Annotated in this window: 18 protein-coding genes and 1 pseudogene; 9 read left to right on the top strand and 10 right to left on the bottom strand. The window is 55.4% G+C overall.

From position 1 onward, the window contains the following. Nucleotides 1-6 precede the first annotated feature (6 nt). Nucleotides 7-348: a PTS fructose-like transporter subunit IIB gene (locus MKleb_RS16875; protein WP_004849743.1), complete on the top strand. Its 342-nt coding sequence runs from the start codon at nt 7-9 to the stop codon at nt 346-348. Nucleotides 349-1,058: 710 nt separating this feature from the next. On the opposite strand, the gene MKleb_RS16880 is transcribed toward MKleb_RS16875, so the two are convergent. Then, nucleotides 1,059-1,826, bottom strand: coding sequence for a phytanoyl-CoA dioxygenase family protein (locus MKleb_RS16880; RefSeq protein ID WP_004849740.1), 768 nt, complete (start codon nt 1,824-1,826; stop codon nt 1,059-1,061). Nucleotides 1,827-2,078: 252 nt separating this feature from the next. Between MKleb_RS16880 and MKleb_RS16885 the strand changes: the two genes are divergently transcribed. Then, nucleotides 2,079-2,912 carry a helix-turn-helix transcriptional regulator gene (locus MKleb_RS16885; protein WP_025106241.1) on the top strand — a complete coding sequence of 278 codons (834 nt, stop codon included), beginning with the start codon at nt 2,079-2,081 and terminating at the stop codon, nt 2,910-2,912. Nucleotide 2,913: 1 nt separating this feature from the next. Here the strand turns inward: MKleb_RS16885 and MKleb_RS16890 are convergent, their stop codons facing one another. Next, the gene (locus MKleb_RS16890) at nt 2,914-3,816 is read right to left on the bottom strand and encodes a GGDEF domain-containing protein (protein ID WP_025106240.1); all 903 of its coding nucleotides are present in this window, start codon (nt 3,814-3,816) and stop codon (nt 2,914-2,916) included. A 1,209-nt stretch (nt 3,817-5,025) separates the two neighbouring features. Here MKleb_RS16890 and MKleb_RS29945 point away from each other — a divergent pair. The 4 genes and pseudogenes from MKleb_RS29945 (at nt 5,026) to MKleb_RS16905 (ending at nt 7,325) form a co-directional block, all read left to right on the top strand. Then, nucleotides 5,026-5,230: pseudogene (locus MKleb_RS29945) on the top strand (hypothetical protein). Continuing rightward, on the top strand, nt 5,188-5,304 hold the full coding sequence (locus tag MKleb_RS29950; protein WP_239659190.1) for a helix-turn-helix domain-containing protein: 117 nt from the start codon (nt 5,188-5,190) through the stop codon (nt 5,302-5,304). The pseudogene MKleb_RS29945 and the gene MKleb_RS29950 overlap by 43 nt, the downstream one beginning before the upstream one ends. 329 nt (nt 5,305-5,633) lie before the next feature. After that, nucleotides 5,634-6,212, top strand: a complete 579-nt coding sequence (locus tag MKleb_RS16900) for a hypothetical protein (RefSeq protein WP_025106238.1) — start codon at nt 5,634-5,636, stop codon at nt 6,210-6,212. 48 nt (nt 6,213-6,260) lie between these two features. Then, nucleotides 6,261-7,325: a hypothetical protein gene (locus MKleb_RS16905; RefSeq protein WP_025106237.1), complete on the top strand. Its 1,065-nt coding sequence runs from the start codon at nt 6,261-6,263 to the stop codon at nt 7,323-7,325. 154 nt (nt 7,326-7,479) lie between these two features. On the opposite strand, the gene MKleb_RS16910 is transcribed toward MKleb_RS16905, so the two are convergent. Next, nucleotides 7,480-7,878 (bottom strand): MerR family transcriptional regulator, encoded by a 399-nt coding sequence (locus tag MKleb_RS16910; RefSeq protein WP_025106236.1) that lies wholly within the window; start codon nt 7,876-7,878, stop codon nt 7,480-7,482. An 83-nt stretch (nt 7,879-7,961) separates the two neighbouring features. Here MKleb_RS16910 and MKleb_RS16915 point away from each other — a divergent pair, with 83 nt between their 5' ends. Beyond that, on the top strand, nt 7,962-8,441 hold the full coding sequence (locus MKleb_RS16915) for a DUF2938 family protein (protein ID WP_077254595.1): 480 nt from the start codon (nt 7,962-7,964) through the stop codon (nt 8,439-8,441). A gap of 70 nt (nt 8,442-8,511) precedes the next feature. On the opposite strand, the gene MKleb_RS16920 is transcribed toward MKleb_RS16915, so the two are convergent. Together MKleb_RS16920 and MKleb_RS16925 are read right to left on the bottom strand one after the other, a co-directional pair. After that, nucleotides 8,512-8,826, bottom strand: coding sequence for a chorismate mutase (locus MKleb_RS16920; RefSeq protein WP_025106234.1), 315 nt, complete (start codon nt 8,824-8,826; stop codon nt 8,512-8,514). Between the two features lie 76 nt (nt 8,827-8,902). Then, a complete protein-coding gene (locus MKleb_RS16925; RefSeq protein WP_025106233.1) occupies nt 8,903-9,439 on the bottom strand; it encodes a helix-turn-helix transcriptional regulator in 537 nt (178 codons plus the stop codon). Nucleotides 9,440-10,131: 692 nt separating this feature from the next. Between MKleb_RS16925 and MKleb_RS16930 the strand changes: the two genes are divergently transcribed. Further along, nucleotides 10,132-10,833 (top strand): oligogalacturonate-specific porin KdgM family protein, encoded by a 702-nt coding sequence (locus MKleb_RS16930; protein WP_025106232.1) that lies wholly within the window; start codon nt 10,132-10,134, stop codon nt 10,831-10,833. 68 nt (nt 10,834-10,901) lie between these two features. Next, the gene (locus MKleb_RS16935) at nt 10,902-12,611 is read left to right on the top strand and encodes a pectate lyase (protein ID WP_025106231.1); all 1,710 of its coding nucleotides are present in this window, start codon (nt 10,902-10,904) and stop codon (nt 12,609-12,611) included. 64 nt (nt 12,612-12,675) lie between these two features. Here the strand turns inward: MKleb_RS16935 and hpxK are convergent, their stop codons facing one another. The 5 genes from hpxK to MKleb_RS16960 are packed head-to-tail and all read right to left on the bottom strand — an operon-like array spanning nt 12,676 to nt 17,229. Continuing rightward, complete coding sequence (gene hpxK / locus MKleb_RS16940) at nt 12,676-13,938, bottom strand: allantoate amidohydrolase (RefSeq protein ID WP_025106230.1); 1,263 nt, start codon at nt 13,936-13,938, stop codon at nt 12,676-12,678. Further along, nucleotides 13,935-15,176 (bottom strand): pyridoxal-phosphate-dependent aminotransferase family protein, encoded by a 1,242-nt coding sequence (locus MKleb_RS16945; protein WP_014228773.1) that lies wholly within the window; start codon nt 15,174-15,176, stop codon nt 13,935-13,937. The genes hpxK and MKleb_RS16945 overlap by 4 nt, the downstream gene beginning before the upstream one ends. Before the next feature lie 10 nt (nt 15,177-15,186). Further along, complete coding sequence (locus MKleb_RS16950) at nt 15,187-15,927, bottom strand: amino acid ABC transporter ATP-binding protein (protein ID WP_025106229.1); 741 nt, start codon at nt 15,925-15,927, stop codon at nt 15,187-15,189. Further along, nucleotides 15,908-16,564 carry an amino acid ABC transporter permease gene (locus tag MKleb_RS16955; protein ID WP_014228771.1) on the bottom strand — a complete coding sequence of 219 codons (657 nt, stop codon included), beginning with the start codon at nt 16,562-16,564 and terminating at the stop codon, nt 15,908-15,910. The genes MKleb_RS16950 and MKleb_RS16955 overlap by 20 nt, the downstream gene beginning before the upstream one ends. Further along, complete coding sequence (locus MKleb_RS16960; RefSeq protein WP_014228770.1) at nt 16,564-17,229, bottom strand: amino acid ABC transporter permease; 666 nt, start codon at nt 17,227-17,229, stop codon at nt 16,564-16,566. The genes MKleb_RS16955 and MKleb_RS16960 overlap by 1 nt, the downstream gene beginning before the upstream one ends. Between the last annotated feature and the right edge of the window lie 2 nt (nt 17,230-17,231).

Below are 17,231 nucleotides of genomic sequence, written 5' to 3' on the forward strand. Positions count from 1 at the left end.
GATGCTATGGATTTCACTATCGTTGCCGTCACGGCCTGCGTCAGCGGCGTCGCTCACACCTATATGGCGGCCGAGCGGCTGGAAAAAGTCGGCCACCAGGAGAAATGGAATATCAAAATAGAAACCCAGGGCGCGCTGGGGGTGGAGAACAAAATAATGGCCGACGATATCGCCCATGCCGATGTCGTTCTGCTGGTGACGGATATTGAAATTGACGATGCCGGACGCTTTAGCGGCATCCGCACCATTAAGACCAGCATCAAAACATTTCTGCTGCAGCCGCAGCAGATTGTCGACGCGGTGAAATGCATTATGAAAAAGCCGGTGGTTTATCTTGAGATCCCGTGAGTACACCGGTGATTTTGTCGCCCGGGCAAGGCGCTTGCGCCGCGGCCCGGGGAAATAGCACCGCGCCCGCTCAGACTTCCCCCGGTCGCGCTGCGCTTACCGGGGCTACAGGTTCACCGCCGTTTGCCGTTTTGTAGCCCGGGCAAGGCGCTTGCGCCGCGGCCCGGGGAAGTAGCACTTCGCCTGCTCAGACTTCCCCCGGTCGCGCTGCGCTTACCGGGGCTACAGGTTCACCGCCGTTTGCCGTTTTGTAGTCCGGGCAAGGCGCTTGCGCCGCGGCCCGGGGAAATAACACTTCGGCCGTTTCCGGTTTCCCCCGGTCGCGCTGCGCTTACCGGGGCTACAGGTTCACCGCCGTTTGCCGTTTTGTAGCCCGGGCAAGGCGCTTGCGCCACGGCCCGGGGAAATAGCACCGCGCCTGCTCAGACTTCCCCCGGTCGCGCTGCGCTTACCGGGGCTACAGGTTCACCGCCGTTTGCCGTTTTGTAGCCCGGGCAAGGCGCTTGCGCCGCGGCCCGGGGAAATAGCACTGCGCCTGCTCAGACTTCCCCCGGTCGCGCTGCGCTTACCGGGGCTACAGGTTCACCGCCGTTTGCCGTTTTGTAGCCCGGGCAAGGCGCTTGCGCCGCGGCCCGGGGAAATAGCACCGCGCCCGCTCAGACTTCCCCCGGTCGCGCTGCGCTTACCGGGGCTACAATTCCATGCGATTTTTACGCCACCCCCAGCAGCCATTTCTGCGCGGGCGTCAGGCGGCTGGCGGTTTCCGGCGTCAGCCAGCGCTGCTGATCCTGCTGCGCGGTATCCGCCCTGTCGATATATAAACCGTGCAGCACGCGCCTTCTGCTGCCGACGCGGTTGCGCGTCCCGCCGTGCCAGGCGTGGGCGTTATAAATCATCACGCTGCCCGCCGGCGCGGCGAACACCACCTCATCAGGATGCGCCAGCTCCGGGTCATCCAGCACCGCTTCCGGCAGCTCCGGACGCAAATGGGTGCCGGGAATAATGCGCGGCGCGCCGTTTTCAGCGCTCAGATCATCGATAGCCCAGATGGTATTCACCAGATGCACTTTCGGAAAATCGTGACGCGGCTTTTTCCAGTCCGCATGCAGCGGCTGATGGCCGCCGTTGAACAACGCTTCCCGCGCGTTCAGGCTGGAGACTTTAAAATCCCCCTGAAAAACATGCCGACAGGCGGAGAGAATCAGCGGATGGGACCAGACCTTTTCCCAAATCGCGCCTTTGTTAATCAGGTTGGCGATGCGGGTTGCCGTCGCTTCCTGGTGGTGCTCGATCGCCAGATTATCGCCCTCTCTCTCGACGATGGCGTCGATAAGCGCGCGCATCGCCGCCAGCCACTCCGCGTCCACCACGTTATGCACGACGGTGTAGCCCAGGGTATCCAGCTCCTGTTTCATTGCCGGGCTCAGCGCAACGTTCGCCCCCAGCGCATCCAGATAAACCGCAGATTGTTGTTCCATATTTATATTCCTTAACTTATCGATAACACAAAACAAACTCTAATCGGCGGCGGGCGGGAATACATGAGGGCAAAACTACGAAAAACTGGACGAGCGTACGCGGCAGGGAAAAGTGTGATGGCCATCAAAATCCAGCTTTTTCCCCCTTCCTGCAGGGCAATCATTAGCCAAGCCGCCTGACACAGAACAAGCCTGCGCAGATAAAATAGATTATAATCAACAGGATAATTGCTCTCTTCTAAGGCATACGGAATGATTGACGATCTGGCGGATATTTTAAATCGTTTAGTAAATCAGAAAGATAATCTGCACGTCAGGTTCCCCGACCCGGATATCTCCGAGCCCGAGCTGGCGTTTAAGGTGCCCTTTCCACGGCTGGAAATTGTGCTTGAGGGCGAGCTTAAGGAGAGCGGGCTGCCGCTGTCGGAGACAATGCTCTCCGCCTCGCAGGTGCTCTACGTTCAGGCGGGTAAATGGACGCTGCCGGAATGGACCGCGCCGGCGTCGACGTTAAGCATTCTGTTTGGTCGCCAGAAGCTCGGGTTTTGCGTTCAGCACTGGGACGGCAAGCAGCTGCGCACGGAAAAGCAGAACGTCGCCCGCCTCGGACCGCGCGTGGGCTCCTACCTGCTGCTGTCGCTCAATGAAATCTGCCTGCAGCCGGACCCGGTTACCGCCAGGCTGGTGGTCGCGGCCCTGTTGAGCCACTGCCTTGAGCAGCTGGTCGGGCTGGAGATGCGCGTCAGCCGCAGCCGCGATCTGTTTCTGGCGGTACAGGATTATCTCGAAGAGCATCTCACCCAGCCGCTGACCCGCGAGTCGGTAGCGAAGCGTTTTCATATTACGCCCAACTACCTGTCGCATATATTCCAGAAATCCGGCTCCGTCGGTTTTAATGAGTTTCTCACCAGCGTCCGCCTGGAAAAGGCGAAAAAGCTGCTGCGCGGCTACGACCTCAAGGTCAAAGAGATCGCCCACAACTGCGGTTTTGTCGACAGCAACTATTTCTGCCGGGTGTTTAAACGCTACACCGAGCGCTCACCTTCCGAATATCGTCGCCACTGCCGCAGCGCGCAGCAGGGATAGTTCACGCGGCCCATTCAACCCGTCCGCGGCCGTTATTTTTCGCCTTATAGAGCGCGTCATCGACCTTTTTAATAAACAGGTTCTGCGGCTCGTCTTTATGGCGCAGACCGACGCCAATGCTGATCGACAGCGGGTTATCGTGGTTGATCAAGATCGCGCGGGCGTTTTGCAAAATCGACTGCGCCAGTTCATCCACTTCCTGCGCCGACAGGCCATCGACAATAATGGCAAACTCTTCTCCGCCAATCCTCGAAGGCAACACCTTATCGCTGGTAAGCTTCGCCAGCTGTTTGCCAAGGGCAAACAGCACTTCGTCCCCCACCAGATGTCCCCAGGTGTCATTAATTTTCTTGAAGTAGTCGATATCCACAATCATCAGCGCCAGCCTGCGCCCCTCCTTCTCGCGGATGGTGTCGATAAAAAAGCGACGGTTGGGCAGCTGGGTCAGCTCATCCTTGAGCGATTGCGAACGCGCGTCGACGTACAGGAGATTGATGCGCTCAATAATTTTGTAGACCCCGACCGCGCTCAGCAGCATGCCGGACAGGCGCAGCAGATCTTCGCAGTAGTACCCCATCCAGCGCGGCTGGTGGAATATTTCGTCCATCAGATCGAAAGTGCCCCCGGCAATCCACAGCAGCAGGCCGTAGCGTACCCAGTTAACCGCCACGTGGTTCATCCGCACCTTGGTCGAACTCCAGAGCATAAACAGCAGAAATAGCAGCGCCAGCAGATCGATATACATCCCTGGATTGGTCAAAATTTCGCGCCACGGCCCCAGCGGCGGCGAGACGAACGCGCACAGGCTCGATACGACGACGATCGCCAGCATTGCCGGAAGAATATGCGTTCGAGAGATAGAGGAAGAGGGTTGAATATGGATGTTTTTTTCGCGTTCGGGCATGGTCAGGTCTCATTACAGCGCGGCTTGCCGGGTTTTTAGCATAACAGCGCAGAGCGTTTGCGCGAACTGTAAAGGTGCGATGCCGGGCGACGGGCGCGGACTTCCACCTATCCCATGCTCTGTATGAGATGAAATTGTTATCGAAGCGGGTTCGCGCAAGCGCGCGAGTCTGGGAGCAGAGGGTTGCATCAGCAGGCGATGGGAGAATATTCATCAAAGCCACGCCGGGGTCAGGGATAAACTTCATAAACCGCAGGAAGCCCATCGTAAAATAAGGGTTTCCGCGCCGTTTTTGCATTTCCATACCAACTGGCTGAATCGGGATTGCCATTATTTATCTGCCACAACTATGCTGATAGTACCCGCCTCATCAGCCGTGTCCTGCCGGTTAAACGCTAAATATAAGGTGTCGTTATGGCCATTGATCCGGAGCTTTTATATATAGAAATCCTGGAGACTATTCTGATGGCGGCGCTGGATCCCCAGTTCTGGAAACCCGCGCTGCAGAAACTATCGTTACTGACAGGACATCAGTACGCGGCATTGCTTTATTATGACAAAGGTAATGCGCATCTCATGACGGATTCATTACTCTTTGATGAAAAAGTCTTTACGGCCTATCGGGATATCTTTCTGGCAATAGATCCTGCCGAAAAAATATTGACGGGGTTACCTGTAGGGCAGATGTACAGGGACAGGGAGTTTTTAGGGGATAAATTTATTGCTAACAGCGCTTATTATAATGAATTTCATCATCCTAATGATTTGAATTATCTGACCAGCGTTAAATTGTGTACCGTCAACGGTTATTCTACGTATTTATCACTGATGACGGCTAATGAAGCCAGCTATCCGCTGGCTGTACAATTTGACCTGTTCCGGCGTCTCATCCCGGCGTTAATTTCCGCCAGCCAGCTTCATGCCAGATTTGAACAACTTCGTGACACGATTAAATATCAGAGTGCCGTTATGGATAACGGTATCTACCCGGTCTGGCTGGTGGATCGCGCCGGGAAAATGCTTTACGCCAGCACCCAGGCCGAACATTACCAGCGCGCAAACCACAAAGCGATCTGGTCTGTCGGCGCTGACACCCTAAGCCTGAATACGGACAGCAAAAAACTGCGGCATGCCATTGAACAGGCCACCCGGACGGAGGCGCGTCCGCGGGCAGGATTATGCTACACCGCCGGACGGTATCCAAAACCGATTCTGGTCATCCCGTCCCCCAGCATTCCCGGTACGGCTTGCATTATCATCCCTGAACCCTTCCTCAGCGGCAGCGCGCTCATGGAACTGTTTAATGTCAAACCCGCCGAAAATGCGGTGGCAGAGCTGCTGCTCAGAGGGATGACTGCGGATGAATGCGCCATGCATCTGGGCGTCGCCATCACCACCGTCAGAACCCATCTGAGTGCGCTTTACCGAAAAACGCATACCCGCAATCAGTCCGAGCTCCTGCTCATTATCAGGGCTATTTATCGCTGATTTATTTTGCTCGCTCATTCATTTGAATGAATGTGGATGCAATGACCACCATTATACTGAACCCTATACGCGGGGCCGCGTATCATTAAACCACGTGGTTTTTGCTTGCTGCCAGCCGGTCCGGAGAGCACGTCAGCACCCGGCTTGCCTGTGGCTTTTCATAAAACCCGCTAAAGAGAGGCGGTGGAGGTCAGAAAAAAGAAATCATCTTATCGGCATAGCAAACGGGAATAAGCGAGTATCCTGTAGTCAGTAGAAATATCCGCGTATATGTCTTTATCTTCGCATGCCACATATAAATAAACTTTATATTGGTGAGGAATATACTTATGTTTTTGCTAAAAAGACACACATCAGCATCGGCAATCGTTTTGTTTTTTCTCTCTGCCGCAGTTCACGCTAATGATGTATCCTGTCAGGCTGAGCAGCCCTGCGGTGATAACATCGACAAATATTTAATTTACCTTGTATTTTTCATCGTTATTTTTGGTACCTTGCTTTCTATTTTAGTCATCCGCAAGTCGCTTCCTGAAGCGTGGTCTTTAGCCGATGCGCTTTCGGAAGACGTTGAATTATCCGCTACCGAAGAGGTTAAAACCACCACGGACGGCACTGATACCGTGACAAAGAAACCGCTTTATGACGTTGCGGGCAAACCGCTTCTGGTCAAAGAGATGAAAGCCAGTTCGAGCCGGCTCATTGCGCTAATCGGCATGCTGGTTATTTTGTTTATGTATATTGGCTTCGGCTCGTTATTGCTACTTGATTTTGGCCACAATAGAAAAATATCCAACCCTGATGCTCTGGGTGAAATCATTAAATTCCTGATAGCCGGAATGACATTATTTGCGCCTTACCTGGTAAATAAAGTTTCTTCTCTCTTTCAGGGCTTAACCTCGAGTAAATAGACCTAAGACACTATCTCAATATTCGTCACCGTCATGAAGGAGAGTTTTATGGATACTAGCAACAAGCGTATATTCATCGCGACTCGCTATCCTGTCAGCACGCAGCATGGTCGTCCACCGATAGCGTTTTTAGAACAGCTAGTCGATACTTTAAATGCTTTACCTGATGAGGTTTTTGCTGAAAATAAGCTTCATGATATCTATGCCGTAATGAAAGGGGCTCTGGGGCCCTACACCAGCCTTTTACACCGTAAAGCCGTCATGTGTGAAGTGCTTCGCGTTCAGGCGGGGTTTGAATCAGACTGGCGCTGGGATGCCGGCGTTGATTCCAAAAACGCTCGTTCACAGGCTCATATCGAAAGCGAAGAAACCGGGGCGTTTCAGGTGTCATTTGACAGTATCGGCAATGGAAAGGCGGAACTCCGTAATTTTGCCAAACAGCATGACATTGATACAGCTGAAAATTTCATTACAAAAATGAAAACAGACCACCCGCTGGCGATAGAGTATTGTGCCCGATTGTTGCGTTTCAGCACCAGCTGGTGCGGTACCATCGTAAACCCCGCGATGGTTATTTCTCACGTGCGACGTGATGCCGTGGAGGAATTCCAGACATTTGTTACGCTACATACGCCTCCTGTGATGTTTGCCGATAGCATCGCGCCGCTGAGCGACAAAGAAAAAATGCGCAACGTAGTCAATATTGCCAAAACGCCGGTTCGTTATGAAAACGTTCAGGCCGTCGCTGCGATTGAGCTTTTCAAATTAGCCCATGAGCAGTGGCCGCATGATGGTTGCGCCCTGAACCTGGCCAACCTGTTACAGGCCGGAGGGATTGCCGTTCCCGATATTACGCAGGCATTAGCGTTGGGCAACTATCTTCGTGATAAACGACAATGGGAAGTCATTTCTGTGGGTGAACAACGGCCCGGCGATGTCGGCTCCACCTGCGGTCCCGCGGCGCACCACGGTTACGATCATATTTATCTGGTTCTGGAATGCGAAGGTAACGACATAATGCTCATTGCCGATAATCAAAAACCAGTCCCTCATCAACGACTAGCCAGTGGAAATGGCAAAACACCCACAACATTCTTTTTGCGGCCAGTCTGATACCACAGGGTCAAACTTACCGCGCGCTGAATCCCACCGCGGCATCGCTTTCGGGATAACGCGGGCCGGGGAGCCCGGACCGGGATGTGCCGTCTCCGGGCCTCCCGGCGTTTCCGGCCTGCGTCGCGAAAAACCGTAGGCTCGCTCATTCTCGTTAGCTGACCAGCCTCAGCCCTCTCGCGACAATCCTTTTAAACTCTTCACAATGCCTATGCTCCGGCTGCGTGCAGCGCGCAGCGTGCTTCAGCCCGCGGCTTAACAGCCGCAGCCTGCGAATGGTGGCGTCAATCTCTTGTGCGCGCTGGTGTAGCTGCGCCCGGTCTATCGCTAACGCTGATGCGGTACCAAACATCGCGGCAAGTTCATCCAGAGAGAACCCTGCCGCCTGCCCCAGCACAATGAGCTGCAGCTTATTGAGCACATTTTCATGATACTGCCTTCGTAAACCATTACGGCCAACAGGCTGAATTAACCCCTTTTTTTCGTAATACCGCAAGGCTGAGGGGGTAACGCCTGAGAGGTCGGCAATTTGTCGGATATCCAGCGCTTTCATCGTTGACTTAAACCTCGCTTTAAGTTGCACACTGGCTACCAGCCTGTCATTGATTGGAAAAGGAGTACACCCTGGATACGATTATTGTTGTTAAAACTGTCATAACGGGTATTGGCGCGACGCTGATTATGGATTTGTGGTCATGGTGTCAAAAAGACCTCCTCAAGATACCGCCGCTGAACTATGCCCTGGTCGGTCGCTGGATATTATGGCTATCCAGAGGAAAGCTTTGCCATCGCACCATCGTCTCAACGCCGGAAATCGCTGGGGAGAGGCTTACCGGCTGGGTATTTCACTACCTGACCGGGATCGTTTTTGCTTTTGTCCCTCTGGTACTGTACGGCGCCGTCTGGCTGGATGCCCCCTCGCTTACGGGAGGCCTGCTGGCAGGCGGGTTAACGTTATTTGCGCCGTTCATAATTCTTCAGCCCGCATTGGGCTTCGGCATTGCGGCGTCGCAAACACCTCGCCCGTGGCTGGCTCGCTTGCTAAGCGTGCTCACACATCTGGCCTGGGGATTCGGGCTCTATATCGCGGCACTGGCTATCAGAGCGTGGGGATAATAGCTTAGCAGCCCGTCGGGGGTCAGAATGAGGCTAACTGACCCTTCACGCCAGGAGAATATCGTGTGGGTCACTCACCCAACACACCGTTACTTTTTTGCCGCTGTAGCTGATTATGTTTCTCAAGCTCATATTCAATGAATGCATCTATCATGGACCGATACACTTTCTCAATAATCACTTCGGGTAACCCTGCGGCAGCCGCCTTTTCGCGAACCCGATCAATAACCTGCTGCACGCGCGCGGGAGCACGAACGGCGGAGTGGTCAGTTTTGAATGCGGCAGCGGCTTTAACGCACTCAGCACGTTGAGCAATCAGGCTAACCAGTTCGCTATCAATCGAATCGATCTGGCTTCTGACATCGGCAAGGGTGGAAAACGTCATCACTTTGAACCTTTAAACTAGTACAATGGCTCAGAATAATATCTCAAATTTCGCCAGATTCCAGCCCTGCGTTTATTCAGAAAGCGCTGGTACGCATAGCCGCATAGAGGGAGCAGAGCTCCTGCAGGCTTTTGGTTCCCATGCGCTTCATCAGCCGGGTACGCTGGACGCTGACCGTGGACGGGCTGACCCCGCGGATACGGGCAATATCATCCAGAGAATGGCCGCGTAAACTGAGCCTCATGATCTGTTGCTCGGCATGGGTAAAATTAAACGTATCGGGCAGATAAGCAACGCTCTGGTTCTGAGCCGATAACAGGCCCATCACTTTTAACGCCTGACGCAGCTCTTCGACCGTCAACCTCTCTGACAAACAGAGCTTTAACAGGCCCGGAAACAGCCGGTTGATGGTCTCAAAATGGCGCTCAGAGGTGATGAAGATGGCGTAGTGCTCCGGCGGATGGCGAAAGAACAAAGTATATATCTCCTGGATATCCATCCCGCAGGTGACATACACGCAGTTGCTTAACCCCGCATCCGCGCCATCGCTCAGCTCCTGCACTATATTCTCTACGCCAGAAATAAATACACGATCCTTTCCATGAATAGTCATCTTGAAGTCCCGAGGTTACCGTCTTTTATTATCCTTCCATATGGATACTTTTCGGAGAGTGTTATGTCGTCAGTCTGGCAGATCAATACCGCCCTCATTTCCGTTTAGCTTTCGTTTAGCTTAAAGGAATCGGCAGTACTGGCTTCGGTTTAACCATTGAAACCATCTAACTACTTTTAAGTTTTAACAAACTGAGCGTTTAAAAATATAGGAATAAGATTACCGTCAATTCATAAAAAATCCTTATATTCGCAAATAAAAACGCAAAATAAACCCAAAGAAACCACTCAACACACTGATTTAAAATAATAATTAATTATTAGGATTATCTTTATAAATGACATAAAAAATATTTACCCTCTGTTTTTAATATTCAGATCTCGATCTCAAAACATCATTTCATTTTGTGTAAAAGTAATTTTCAATATAATTACGGACAGTACTAATTAGTCATCACCAGGGAATAAAGAATAATGTGTGGTGAATCCCCCTAAGCGGCGGGGTCATGCTGAATTGAGGAATGCCCTCATCGACGTTTCGTTTTTATAGACGAATCAGGAAGTCAGCGCCTGATTCACCGGGAGGCACCCGGCACCACACTACCATCTAATAATTTCATTTGTATCGTTCTGCCTGCTTTACGGCAGGTAATTTCTTGTACCTTTGGAAAATAAAAAAAGTAGAGGCACCCTATGTTTCGTTCCTTATTATTAGTCACGATCCCTTTTATCAGTATTGCTGCCCACGCGGTGACATTTGATTATCGTCATGAAACCAATGACAAAGCCGGCAATAATCATAAAGACAGACTGCTGATGTCTCACCGTTTTGCCAATGGCTTTGGCCTGTCGCTGGAAGGGAAATGGAAAGGTTCGCAGGATAAAAATAAAGCCTATGATGAAACCGTGAGTAACGGCACCGAAGTGGTAGCGAGCTATGTGCATAAAATAAATAAAACCTTCCAGATTGAGCCCGGCTTCTCTCTGGATACCAGTTCGTCCTCAAACAACTATCGTCCCTACCTGCGCGGTAAAGCGAATCTGACCGACGATGTCAGCGCCTCATTGCGCTACCGACCTTACTACAAGCGCAATTCAGGCAATATCGGCACGTCTAAAGACACCTCGGAGAACGGCTATAATCTGACCAGCGTTCTTTCCTGGAAATTCCTCAAAGATTATCAGCTCGATTATGAACTGGACTATAAAAAAGCCAATTCCGCCGGGGTTATTTTAGCGGATAACGAAAGCTATGACTGGACCCATGATTTTAAGTTGACCTATAAATTTGATAAAAACTGGTCTCCTTATATGGCCATCGGCAACGTTTCCGGCAGTAAAGCCACCGATGAACGCCAAACGCGTTATCGCGTTGGTGTGAAATACTCTTTCTGATAACTTCCTGTCAGCCAGATAATAAATAAGGGTTTTATTAAACCCTTATTTTCATTAAGAGGATAATAATGAAGATTGCAAAAATCACCCTGGCATTGGGCGCTCTGAGTCTCTTCTCACTGAGTGCTGGCGCCCAGGAGAACGCGCGCCTGAGCAGCGTAAAGCAGTTCGCTGACGTCGTGCTGGATAAAGCGGGAGATCGGTACGGCCATCACTCTCCCCTGCTGGCCAATGGCGTGGATCCTCGCACCGGCAAGCAAATGGAATGGGTCTTTCCGGACGGTAAAGTGACCGTACTGTCGAACTTCTCGGCCCAGCAAAACTTGATGCGGGTGCTGGTAGGGTTAAGCAACCTGACCGGCGAAGCAAAGTATAAGCAGCGGGTCGCGGAGAATATTCGCTACTACTTTGACCACTATCAGGACGCCAGCGGGCTACTGCTGTGGGGAGGCCATCGCTTTGTTGATTTGAAAACGCTGCAGCCTCAAGGCCCGAGCGAAAAGGAGATGGTCCATGAACTTAAGAACGCGTATCCCTATTACGACATGATGTTTGCCGTCGATGACAAGGCCACCGCGCGCTTTATCAAGGCTTTCTGGAACGCTCATGTTTACGACTGGAAAACGCTGGAAACCAGCCGTCACGGGGAGTACGGCAAGCCGATGGGCGCACTCTGGCAAAGTGATTTTGTCCAACAGCCGCCCTTTTTCGCCACCAAGGGCCTGAGCTTTCTCAATGCCGGCAACGACCTTATCTACTCCGCATCGCTGCTCTATCAATACGATGGTGACGCTGGCGCGCTGACGTGGGCGAAGCGTCTGGCCGAACAGTACGTTCTGCCGCGAGATAAGAAGACCGGGCTGGGCGTCTACCAGTTTACCCAACCGCTAAAACGCGCCGACACCACAGATGACAGCGACACGCATTCGAAATACGGCGACCGCGCGCAGCGTCAGTTTGGCCCCGAACTGGGCCCGGACGCGCTGGAGGGCAATATGCTGCTGAAGGGCCGGACCAGCACGCTCTACTCAGAAAATGCGCTGATGCAGCTTGCCCTGGCAAAATCGCTCGGCAAAAACGGTGACGATCTCAAAAAATGGACCCTTGATGGCCTCAAAGCCTTCGCGACCTACGCTTACGATGAGCAGAACAATACCTTCCGCCCGATGCTGGCCAACGGCACGGATCTCTCCGGCTATGTGTTAAAACGCGATGGCTATTATGGGAAAAAAGGCACGGTGCTCAAAGCCTATCCGGCGGGAAATGAATTTCTTCTCTCCTACGCCCGCGCCTGGACGCTTGAACCGGATCGTGCCATCTGGAAAGTCGCCCGCGGCATCGCGAAAGGCCAGGGTTTAGGCGATATCGGTGAACCCGGCGGCGCGAACCGCAGGCTGAATAGCCAAACGGAGAACCATCAGCCGTATGCGATTTTCGCGCTTATCGACCTGTGGCAGGCCACCGGGCAGCAGGACTATTTGACGCTGGCGGATCGCATCGGCGCGAACATCATCAACAAGCAGCGCCTCAACGGCTTTTTTGTCGATGACCCTGAGGCCGAATATGCCAGTATCGATAGTATTGCCCCCTATGCGCTTCTCGCCCTGGAAGCCGCCTTCCGCAACACGCCGGACGCGGTGGCGCCGTTCCTGAACGGCGCGGGATTCACCGAGGGTGCTTATCGGCTGGCTGACGGGACGGTTCGCTACTCCACGCGAGATGACGAGCTGTTCAGGCTCAGACCCGGCGAACAGCTTAAACCGAACGGCAAAAGATAAAACAGGCCCCCACCGTGGTGGGGGTTGCGCTATGCCCGGTTTACCAGAAGCGAAACGATAGCCGCTACTTCCCGGCATCCAACGCCGACACCGCGCGCGAATAGGCCGCTATCGCCAGCGCCACATCGTCGGCGGTGACCGACTCGGCGGGATGATGACTGATGCCGCCTTTGCAGCGCACAAATAGCATCGCTGACGGCCAGCGTTCGGCAATGGCGATGGCATCATGCCCGGCGCCGCTCGGCAGCGTCAACGAACGCCCCTGCACCGCCTGCACCGCCTCGCTCAATACCTGCTGCAATCCGCTATCGCAGGCGGTGGCGGCAATACGGTAAAACTCTTCGGCGCTGAACCGCAGCTGGCGACGAGAAGCAATGGCCTGCGCCTCATTCAGCAGCGTATCCAGCAGCGCATCCAGCGGCTGGTCGTGCGGCCCGCGAATATCCAGGGTCAGCGTAACGTCGCCGGGTATCACGTTAACCGCGCCGGGCGCGCAGCGCAGCGTACCCACCGTGGCGACCCGGTTTCCGCCCTGCTCGCGGGTCAGGGTCTCTACCCGCACCATCCACTCGGCGGCGGCGGCCAGCGCATCTTTCCGATGACTCATCGGCACGGTCCCGGCGTGCCCCGCCTCGCCGGTAAAGCGGCAGTTCAGGCGACGCGCGCCGTTGATCGCCTCGACCACCCCCAGCGCCAGCCCTTCCTGCTCGAGGCACGGCCCCTGCTCGATATGCAGTTCCAGGTAGGCGGCAATCTCCTCCGGGCGGCGGGCGGCAAGATGAATGCGCGCCGGATCCAGCCCCGCCAGCACCATCGCCTGCGCCACGCTGACGCCGTCGGCATCGGTCTGCGCCAGCCAGCTCTCGGGCCAGGTACCGGTTATCCCGCGGCTGCCGAGCAGCGTAATACCGAAGCGCGTCCCCTCTTCATCGCAAAAGCCGACAATCTCGATGGCCTGTTTCAGCCGCCGCCCCTGTTGATGCAGACCGTGCACCACTTCGATCGCCGCCAGGACGCCGAGCATCCCGTCGTAACGCCCGGCGTTGCGCACCGTATCAAGGTGCGACCCGAGCAGGATGGCGGGCGCTCCCTCCTGCTCTCCCTCGTAGCGGCCGCAAATATTGCCGACGCTGTCCTGCCAGACGGTCATTCCGGCCTGGGTCATCCACCGCGCCGCCCGCTGGTTGGCCTCGAGATGCTGTGGGGAGAGATAAACCCGGGTCAGGGCATCCGGCGTTTCGCTGATCGCGGCCAGCTCATCGGCGCGGGCCATCACCCGCGCCGCGGCCTGCTGCATTTCCGCCTGCTGGCGTTGTGCTGGACTCATTGGGCGCTCTCGCTGCGATAGTGATCCCACGCGGCCTGCATCGCCGCGCCCTGAGTGGTGGGGAATTTGAGATAGTTCAGCACCGACTCCAGCGCGCTGAGCGTGGTCATCACGCAGTCTTTACGCGCGTTGTACCCCATGGTGCCGATCCGCCACACTTTGCCGTGCAGCGGGCCGAACGAGGTACCGATTTCAATACCGAAATCTTCCAGCATCAGCTTGCGCGCCTGGTCGCCGTTGATACCCTGCGGGATAACGACGCCAAGCACGTTGTTCATCTTATGTTTCAGGTCGCCGAAGGTCTCCAGCCCCATCGCCTGAATGCCTTTGACCAGCGCGTCGCCGTGCAGCTTATGGCGGGCAATGCCGTTATCCAGCCCCTCCTGGAGGATCAGCCGTGCGCATTCGCGGGCGCCGAACAGCGCGGTAGTGGCCTCGGTATGGTGGTTAAGGCGTTCCGGCCCCCAGTAGTCCATCACCATGCCGAGATCGAAATAGTTGGAGTAGATCATCTCCTCGTCGCCGTCGCGGTGGGCATCGGTGCGGATCCCCTCTTCCACGCATTTGCGGCGGCGAATCGCCTCTTCCATGCGCGCGCTGAGGGTAATCGGCGAGGTGCCGGACGGGCCGCCAAGGCATTTTTGCATCCCAGCCGAGACCGCATCCAGTCCCCAGGCGTCGGTTTCCAGCGGGTTGCCGCCCAGCGAGGCGGTGGCGTCGGTGTAAAACAGGACGTCATAGCGGCGGCAGATATCCCCCAGCTCCGCCAGCGGCTGCAGCATGGTGGTCGAGGTATCGCCCTGCACCGTTAGCAGCAGACGCGGACGAATACGTTTGATGGCATCTTCCACCTGGTCCGGGGTGAACACTTCGCCCCACGGCACTTCAATGGTATGCACTTCTGCCCGGCAGCGGCGGGCGATTTCGCACAGCAGATGGCCGAAGCGGCCAAACACCGGCACCAGCACCTTGTCCCCCGGCCGAATAGCCGAAACCAGGATCGCCTCAATCCCGGCCCTTGAGGTTCCGTCCACCAGCATCGTCCAGCGGTTTTCGGTACGAAATACGCCGCGGTACAGCGCCATCACTTCGTTCATATAGTGGGTCATCGCCGGGTCGTACTGGCCGATCAGCTGGCTCGACATGGCGCGCAGCACGCGCGGGTCGGCGTTAATCGGGCCGGGCCCCATCAGCAGGCGCGACGGCGGATTGAGTTGCGGAAACTGAGTGATATCCATCTTTAAGTCCTTATTGATTGAGGCCGCGCACGGAGGAAATAAACTGCTTCAGTTCGCTGGTCTGCGGGTTGGCGAACAGCGTTTTGCTGTCGCCCTGCTCCCAGACCCGTCCCTGATGCATAAACACGACGCGGTCGCCCACTTCGCGGGCAAAATTCATTTCATGGGTCACGAGAATCAGCGTCATGCCCTCCGCCGCCAGCTGCTCCAGCACCTTAAGCACTTCGCCAACCAGTTCCGGATCCAGCGCCGAGGTGATCTCGTCACAGAGTAAAACTTTTGGCGACATCGCCAGCGCGCGGGCAATCGCCACGCGCTGCTGCTGGCCGCCGGAGAGACTCGACGGGTAGTAATCGAGCCGGTCGCCCAATCCGACCTTTTCCAGCATCCGCTGGGCCAGTTCACGGCACTCGGCGGCGCTCTTCTTCAGCACCCGACGCGGCGCCAGCATCACGTTTTCCAGCGCCGTCATATGCGGAAACAGGTTAAAACTCTGGAACACCATGCCGATAGAGCGGCTGATCTCCCGCGCCTGCGATTCGCGGTCGGTAATGGTCATCCCACCGAGCTTAATGCTGCCTTCCTGATAGCCTTCCAGGCCGTTGATGCAGCGCAGCAGCGTGCTTTTGCCCGACCCGCTGCGGCCGATAATCGAGATCACTTCGCCCATATCGATATCCAGATCGACGCCCTTGAGCACGTGGTTATCGCCGTAGTACTTCTGCATCTGATTAATGGTGATGAGAGGCATTGAATTTGTTCTCCAGATGGCGGCTGTAGCGGGACAGCGGGTAACACAGAATGAAATAGCCCAGCGCCACCAGCGCAAAGACTTTAAACGGCTGATACGTCACGTTGGTCAGCATCGTTCCCGCTTTGGTCAGCTCGACGAAGCCGATAATCGACGCCAGCGCGGTACCCTTGATCACCTGCACGGCAAACCCCACCGTCGGGGCGATGGCGATCCGCAGCGCCTGCGGGGCGACGACCCGATACAGCGTCTGGCCAAAGCTCAGCCCCAGACAGCGCGAGGCTTCCCACTGCCCTTTTGGCAGGGCGCGGATGCTGCCAAACCAGATATCGAGCAAAAAGGCGCTGGTATACAGCGTCAGCGCCAGCGACGCCGCGGTCCACGCCGAAACGTCGATGCCGAACAGCGCCACGCCGAAAAAGGCGAGAAACAGCTGCATCAGCAGCGGCGTCCCCTGAAACAGTTCGACATAGCCGCGGATCAGGCGTTTTACCTGACGCCCGCCGGTCATGCGCAGCAGCAGGAGCGGCAGCGTGACCAGCGCGCCGCCGAGAAACGCCACCAGCGACAGCAGCACCGTCCAGCGCCCGGCCAGCAGCAGATTGCGGACAATGTCCCAATCGGTAAAGGTGGTCATCATGCCTGCACCCCCAGCCATTTACGTCCCGCCGCCATCAGCAGCTGACGCATCGTTATCGACAGCGCTAAATAAATCCCCGTCGTCACCAGATAGACCTCAAAACTGAGGAAGGTGCGCGACTGAATCAGGTTAGCGGCAAAGGTCAGCTCTTCATAAGAGACCTGCGACACCACCGATGAACCGAGCATGACGATGATGCACTGGCTCACCAGCGCCGGATAAATGCGCTGCAGCGCGGGGGGCAGAATGACCTGAATAAAGGTCTGCGTCCGGGTCAGCCCCAGTACGCGCCCCGCTTCCCACTGACCTTTCGGCGTCACCTGAATCCCGGCGCGCACGATCTCGGTACTGTAGGCCCCAAGATTGACCACCATCGCCAGCAGCGCGGCCTCGCCCGCCGTCATCTTCAGCCCCAGATTCGGTAAGCCGAAGACGATAAAAAACAGCTGTACCACAAACGGCGTGTTGCGAATCAGTTCGACATACCCGCCCCAAATCCGGCTGAACCACGTGGGTCGCCCGCTGCGGATGGCGGCGCCGAAGATGCCAATCGTCAGGCCACCTATCGTCGCCAGCACCGTCAGCTGAATGGTCACCCACAGCCCCGCCAGCAGCTCCGGCCAGTGCGGCCAGAGCGCAGAAAAATGAAGTTGCTCCGTCATGC

The sequence above is a fragment of the Klebsiella sp. PL-2018 genome (genome assembly GCF_019048985.1).
In the GTDB taxonomy this organism is placed as follows: Bacteria; Pseudomonadota; Gammaproteobacteria; order Enterobacterales; family Enterobacteriaceae; genus Klebsiella; species Klebsiella michiganensis.

Coding starts and splice junctions, on each gene's coding strand:
- MKleb_RS16905 (WP_025106237.1), top strand. CDS start 6,261: ATGGATACTAGCAACAAGCGTATATTCATCGCGACTCGCTATCCTGTC.
- hpxK (WP_025106230.1), bottom strand. CDS start 13,938: ATGAGTCCAGCACAACGCCAGCAGGCGGAAATGCAGCAGGCCGCGGCG.
- MKleb_RS29950 (WP_239659190.1), top strand. CDS start 5,188: ATGCATCTGGGCGTCGCCATCACCACCGTCAGAACCCATCTGAGTGCG.
- MKleb_RS16935 (WP_025106231.1), top strand. CDS start 10,902: ATGAAGATTGCAAAAATCACCCTGGCATTGGGCGCTCTGAGTCTCTTC.
- MKleb_RS16955 (WP_014228771.1), bottom strand. CDS start 16,564: ATGACCACCTTTACCGATTGGGACATTGTCCGCAATCTGCTGCTGGCC.
- MKleb_RS16875 (WP_004849743.1), top strand. CDS start 7: ATGGATTTCACTATCGTTGCCGTCACGGCCTGCGTCAGCGGCGTCGCT.
- MKleb_RS16930 (WP_025106232.1), top strand. CDS start 10,132: ATGTTTCGTTCCTTATTATTAGTCACGATCCCTTTTATCAGTATTGCT.
- MKleb_RS16890 (WP_025106240.1), bottom strand. CDS start 3,816: ATGCCCGAACGCGAAAAAAACATCCATATTCAACCCTCTTCCTCTATC.
- MKleb_RS16910 (WP_025106236.1), bottom strand. CDS start 7,878: ATGAAAGCGCTGGATATCCGACAAATTGCCGACCTCTCAGGCGTTACC.
- MKleb_RS16885 (WP_025106241.1), top strand. CDS start 2,079: ATGATTGACGATCTGGCGGATATTTTAAATCGTTTAGTAAATCAGAAA.
- MKleb_RS16945 (WP_014228773.1), bottom strand. CDS start 15,176: ATGGATATCACTCAGTTTCCGCAACTCAATCCGCCGTCGCGCCTGCTG.
- MKleb_RS16925 (WP_025106233.1), bottom strand. CDS start 9,439: ATGACTATTCATGGAAAGGATCGTGTATTTATTTCTGGCGTAGAGAAT.
- MKleb_RS16900 (WP_025106238.1), top strand. CDS start 5,634: ATGTTTTTGCTAAAAAGACACACATCAGCATCGGCAATCGTTTTGTTT.
- MKleb_RS16960 (WP_014228770.1), bottom strand. CDS start 17,229: ATGACGGAGCAACTTCATTTTTCTGCGCTCTGGCCGCACTGGCCGGAG.
- MKleb_RS16880 (WP_004849740.1), bottom strand. CDS start 1,826: ATGGAACAACAATCTGCGGTTTATCTGGATGCGCTGGGGGCGAACGTT.
- MKleb_RS16950 (WP_025106229.1), bottom strand. CDS start 15,927: ATGCCTCTCATCACCATTAATCAGATGCAGAAGTACTACGGCGATAAC.
- MKleb_RS16920 (WP_025106234.1), bottom strand. CDS start 8,826: ATGACGTTTTCCACCCTTGCCGATGTCAGAAGCCAGATCGATTCGATT.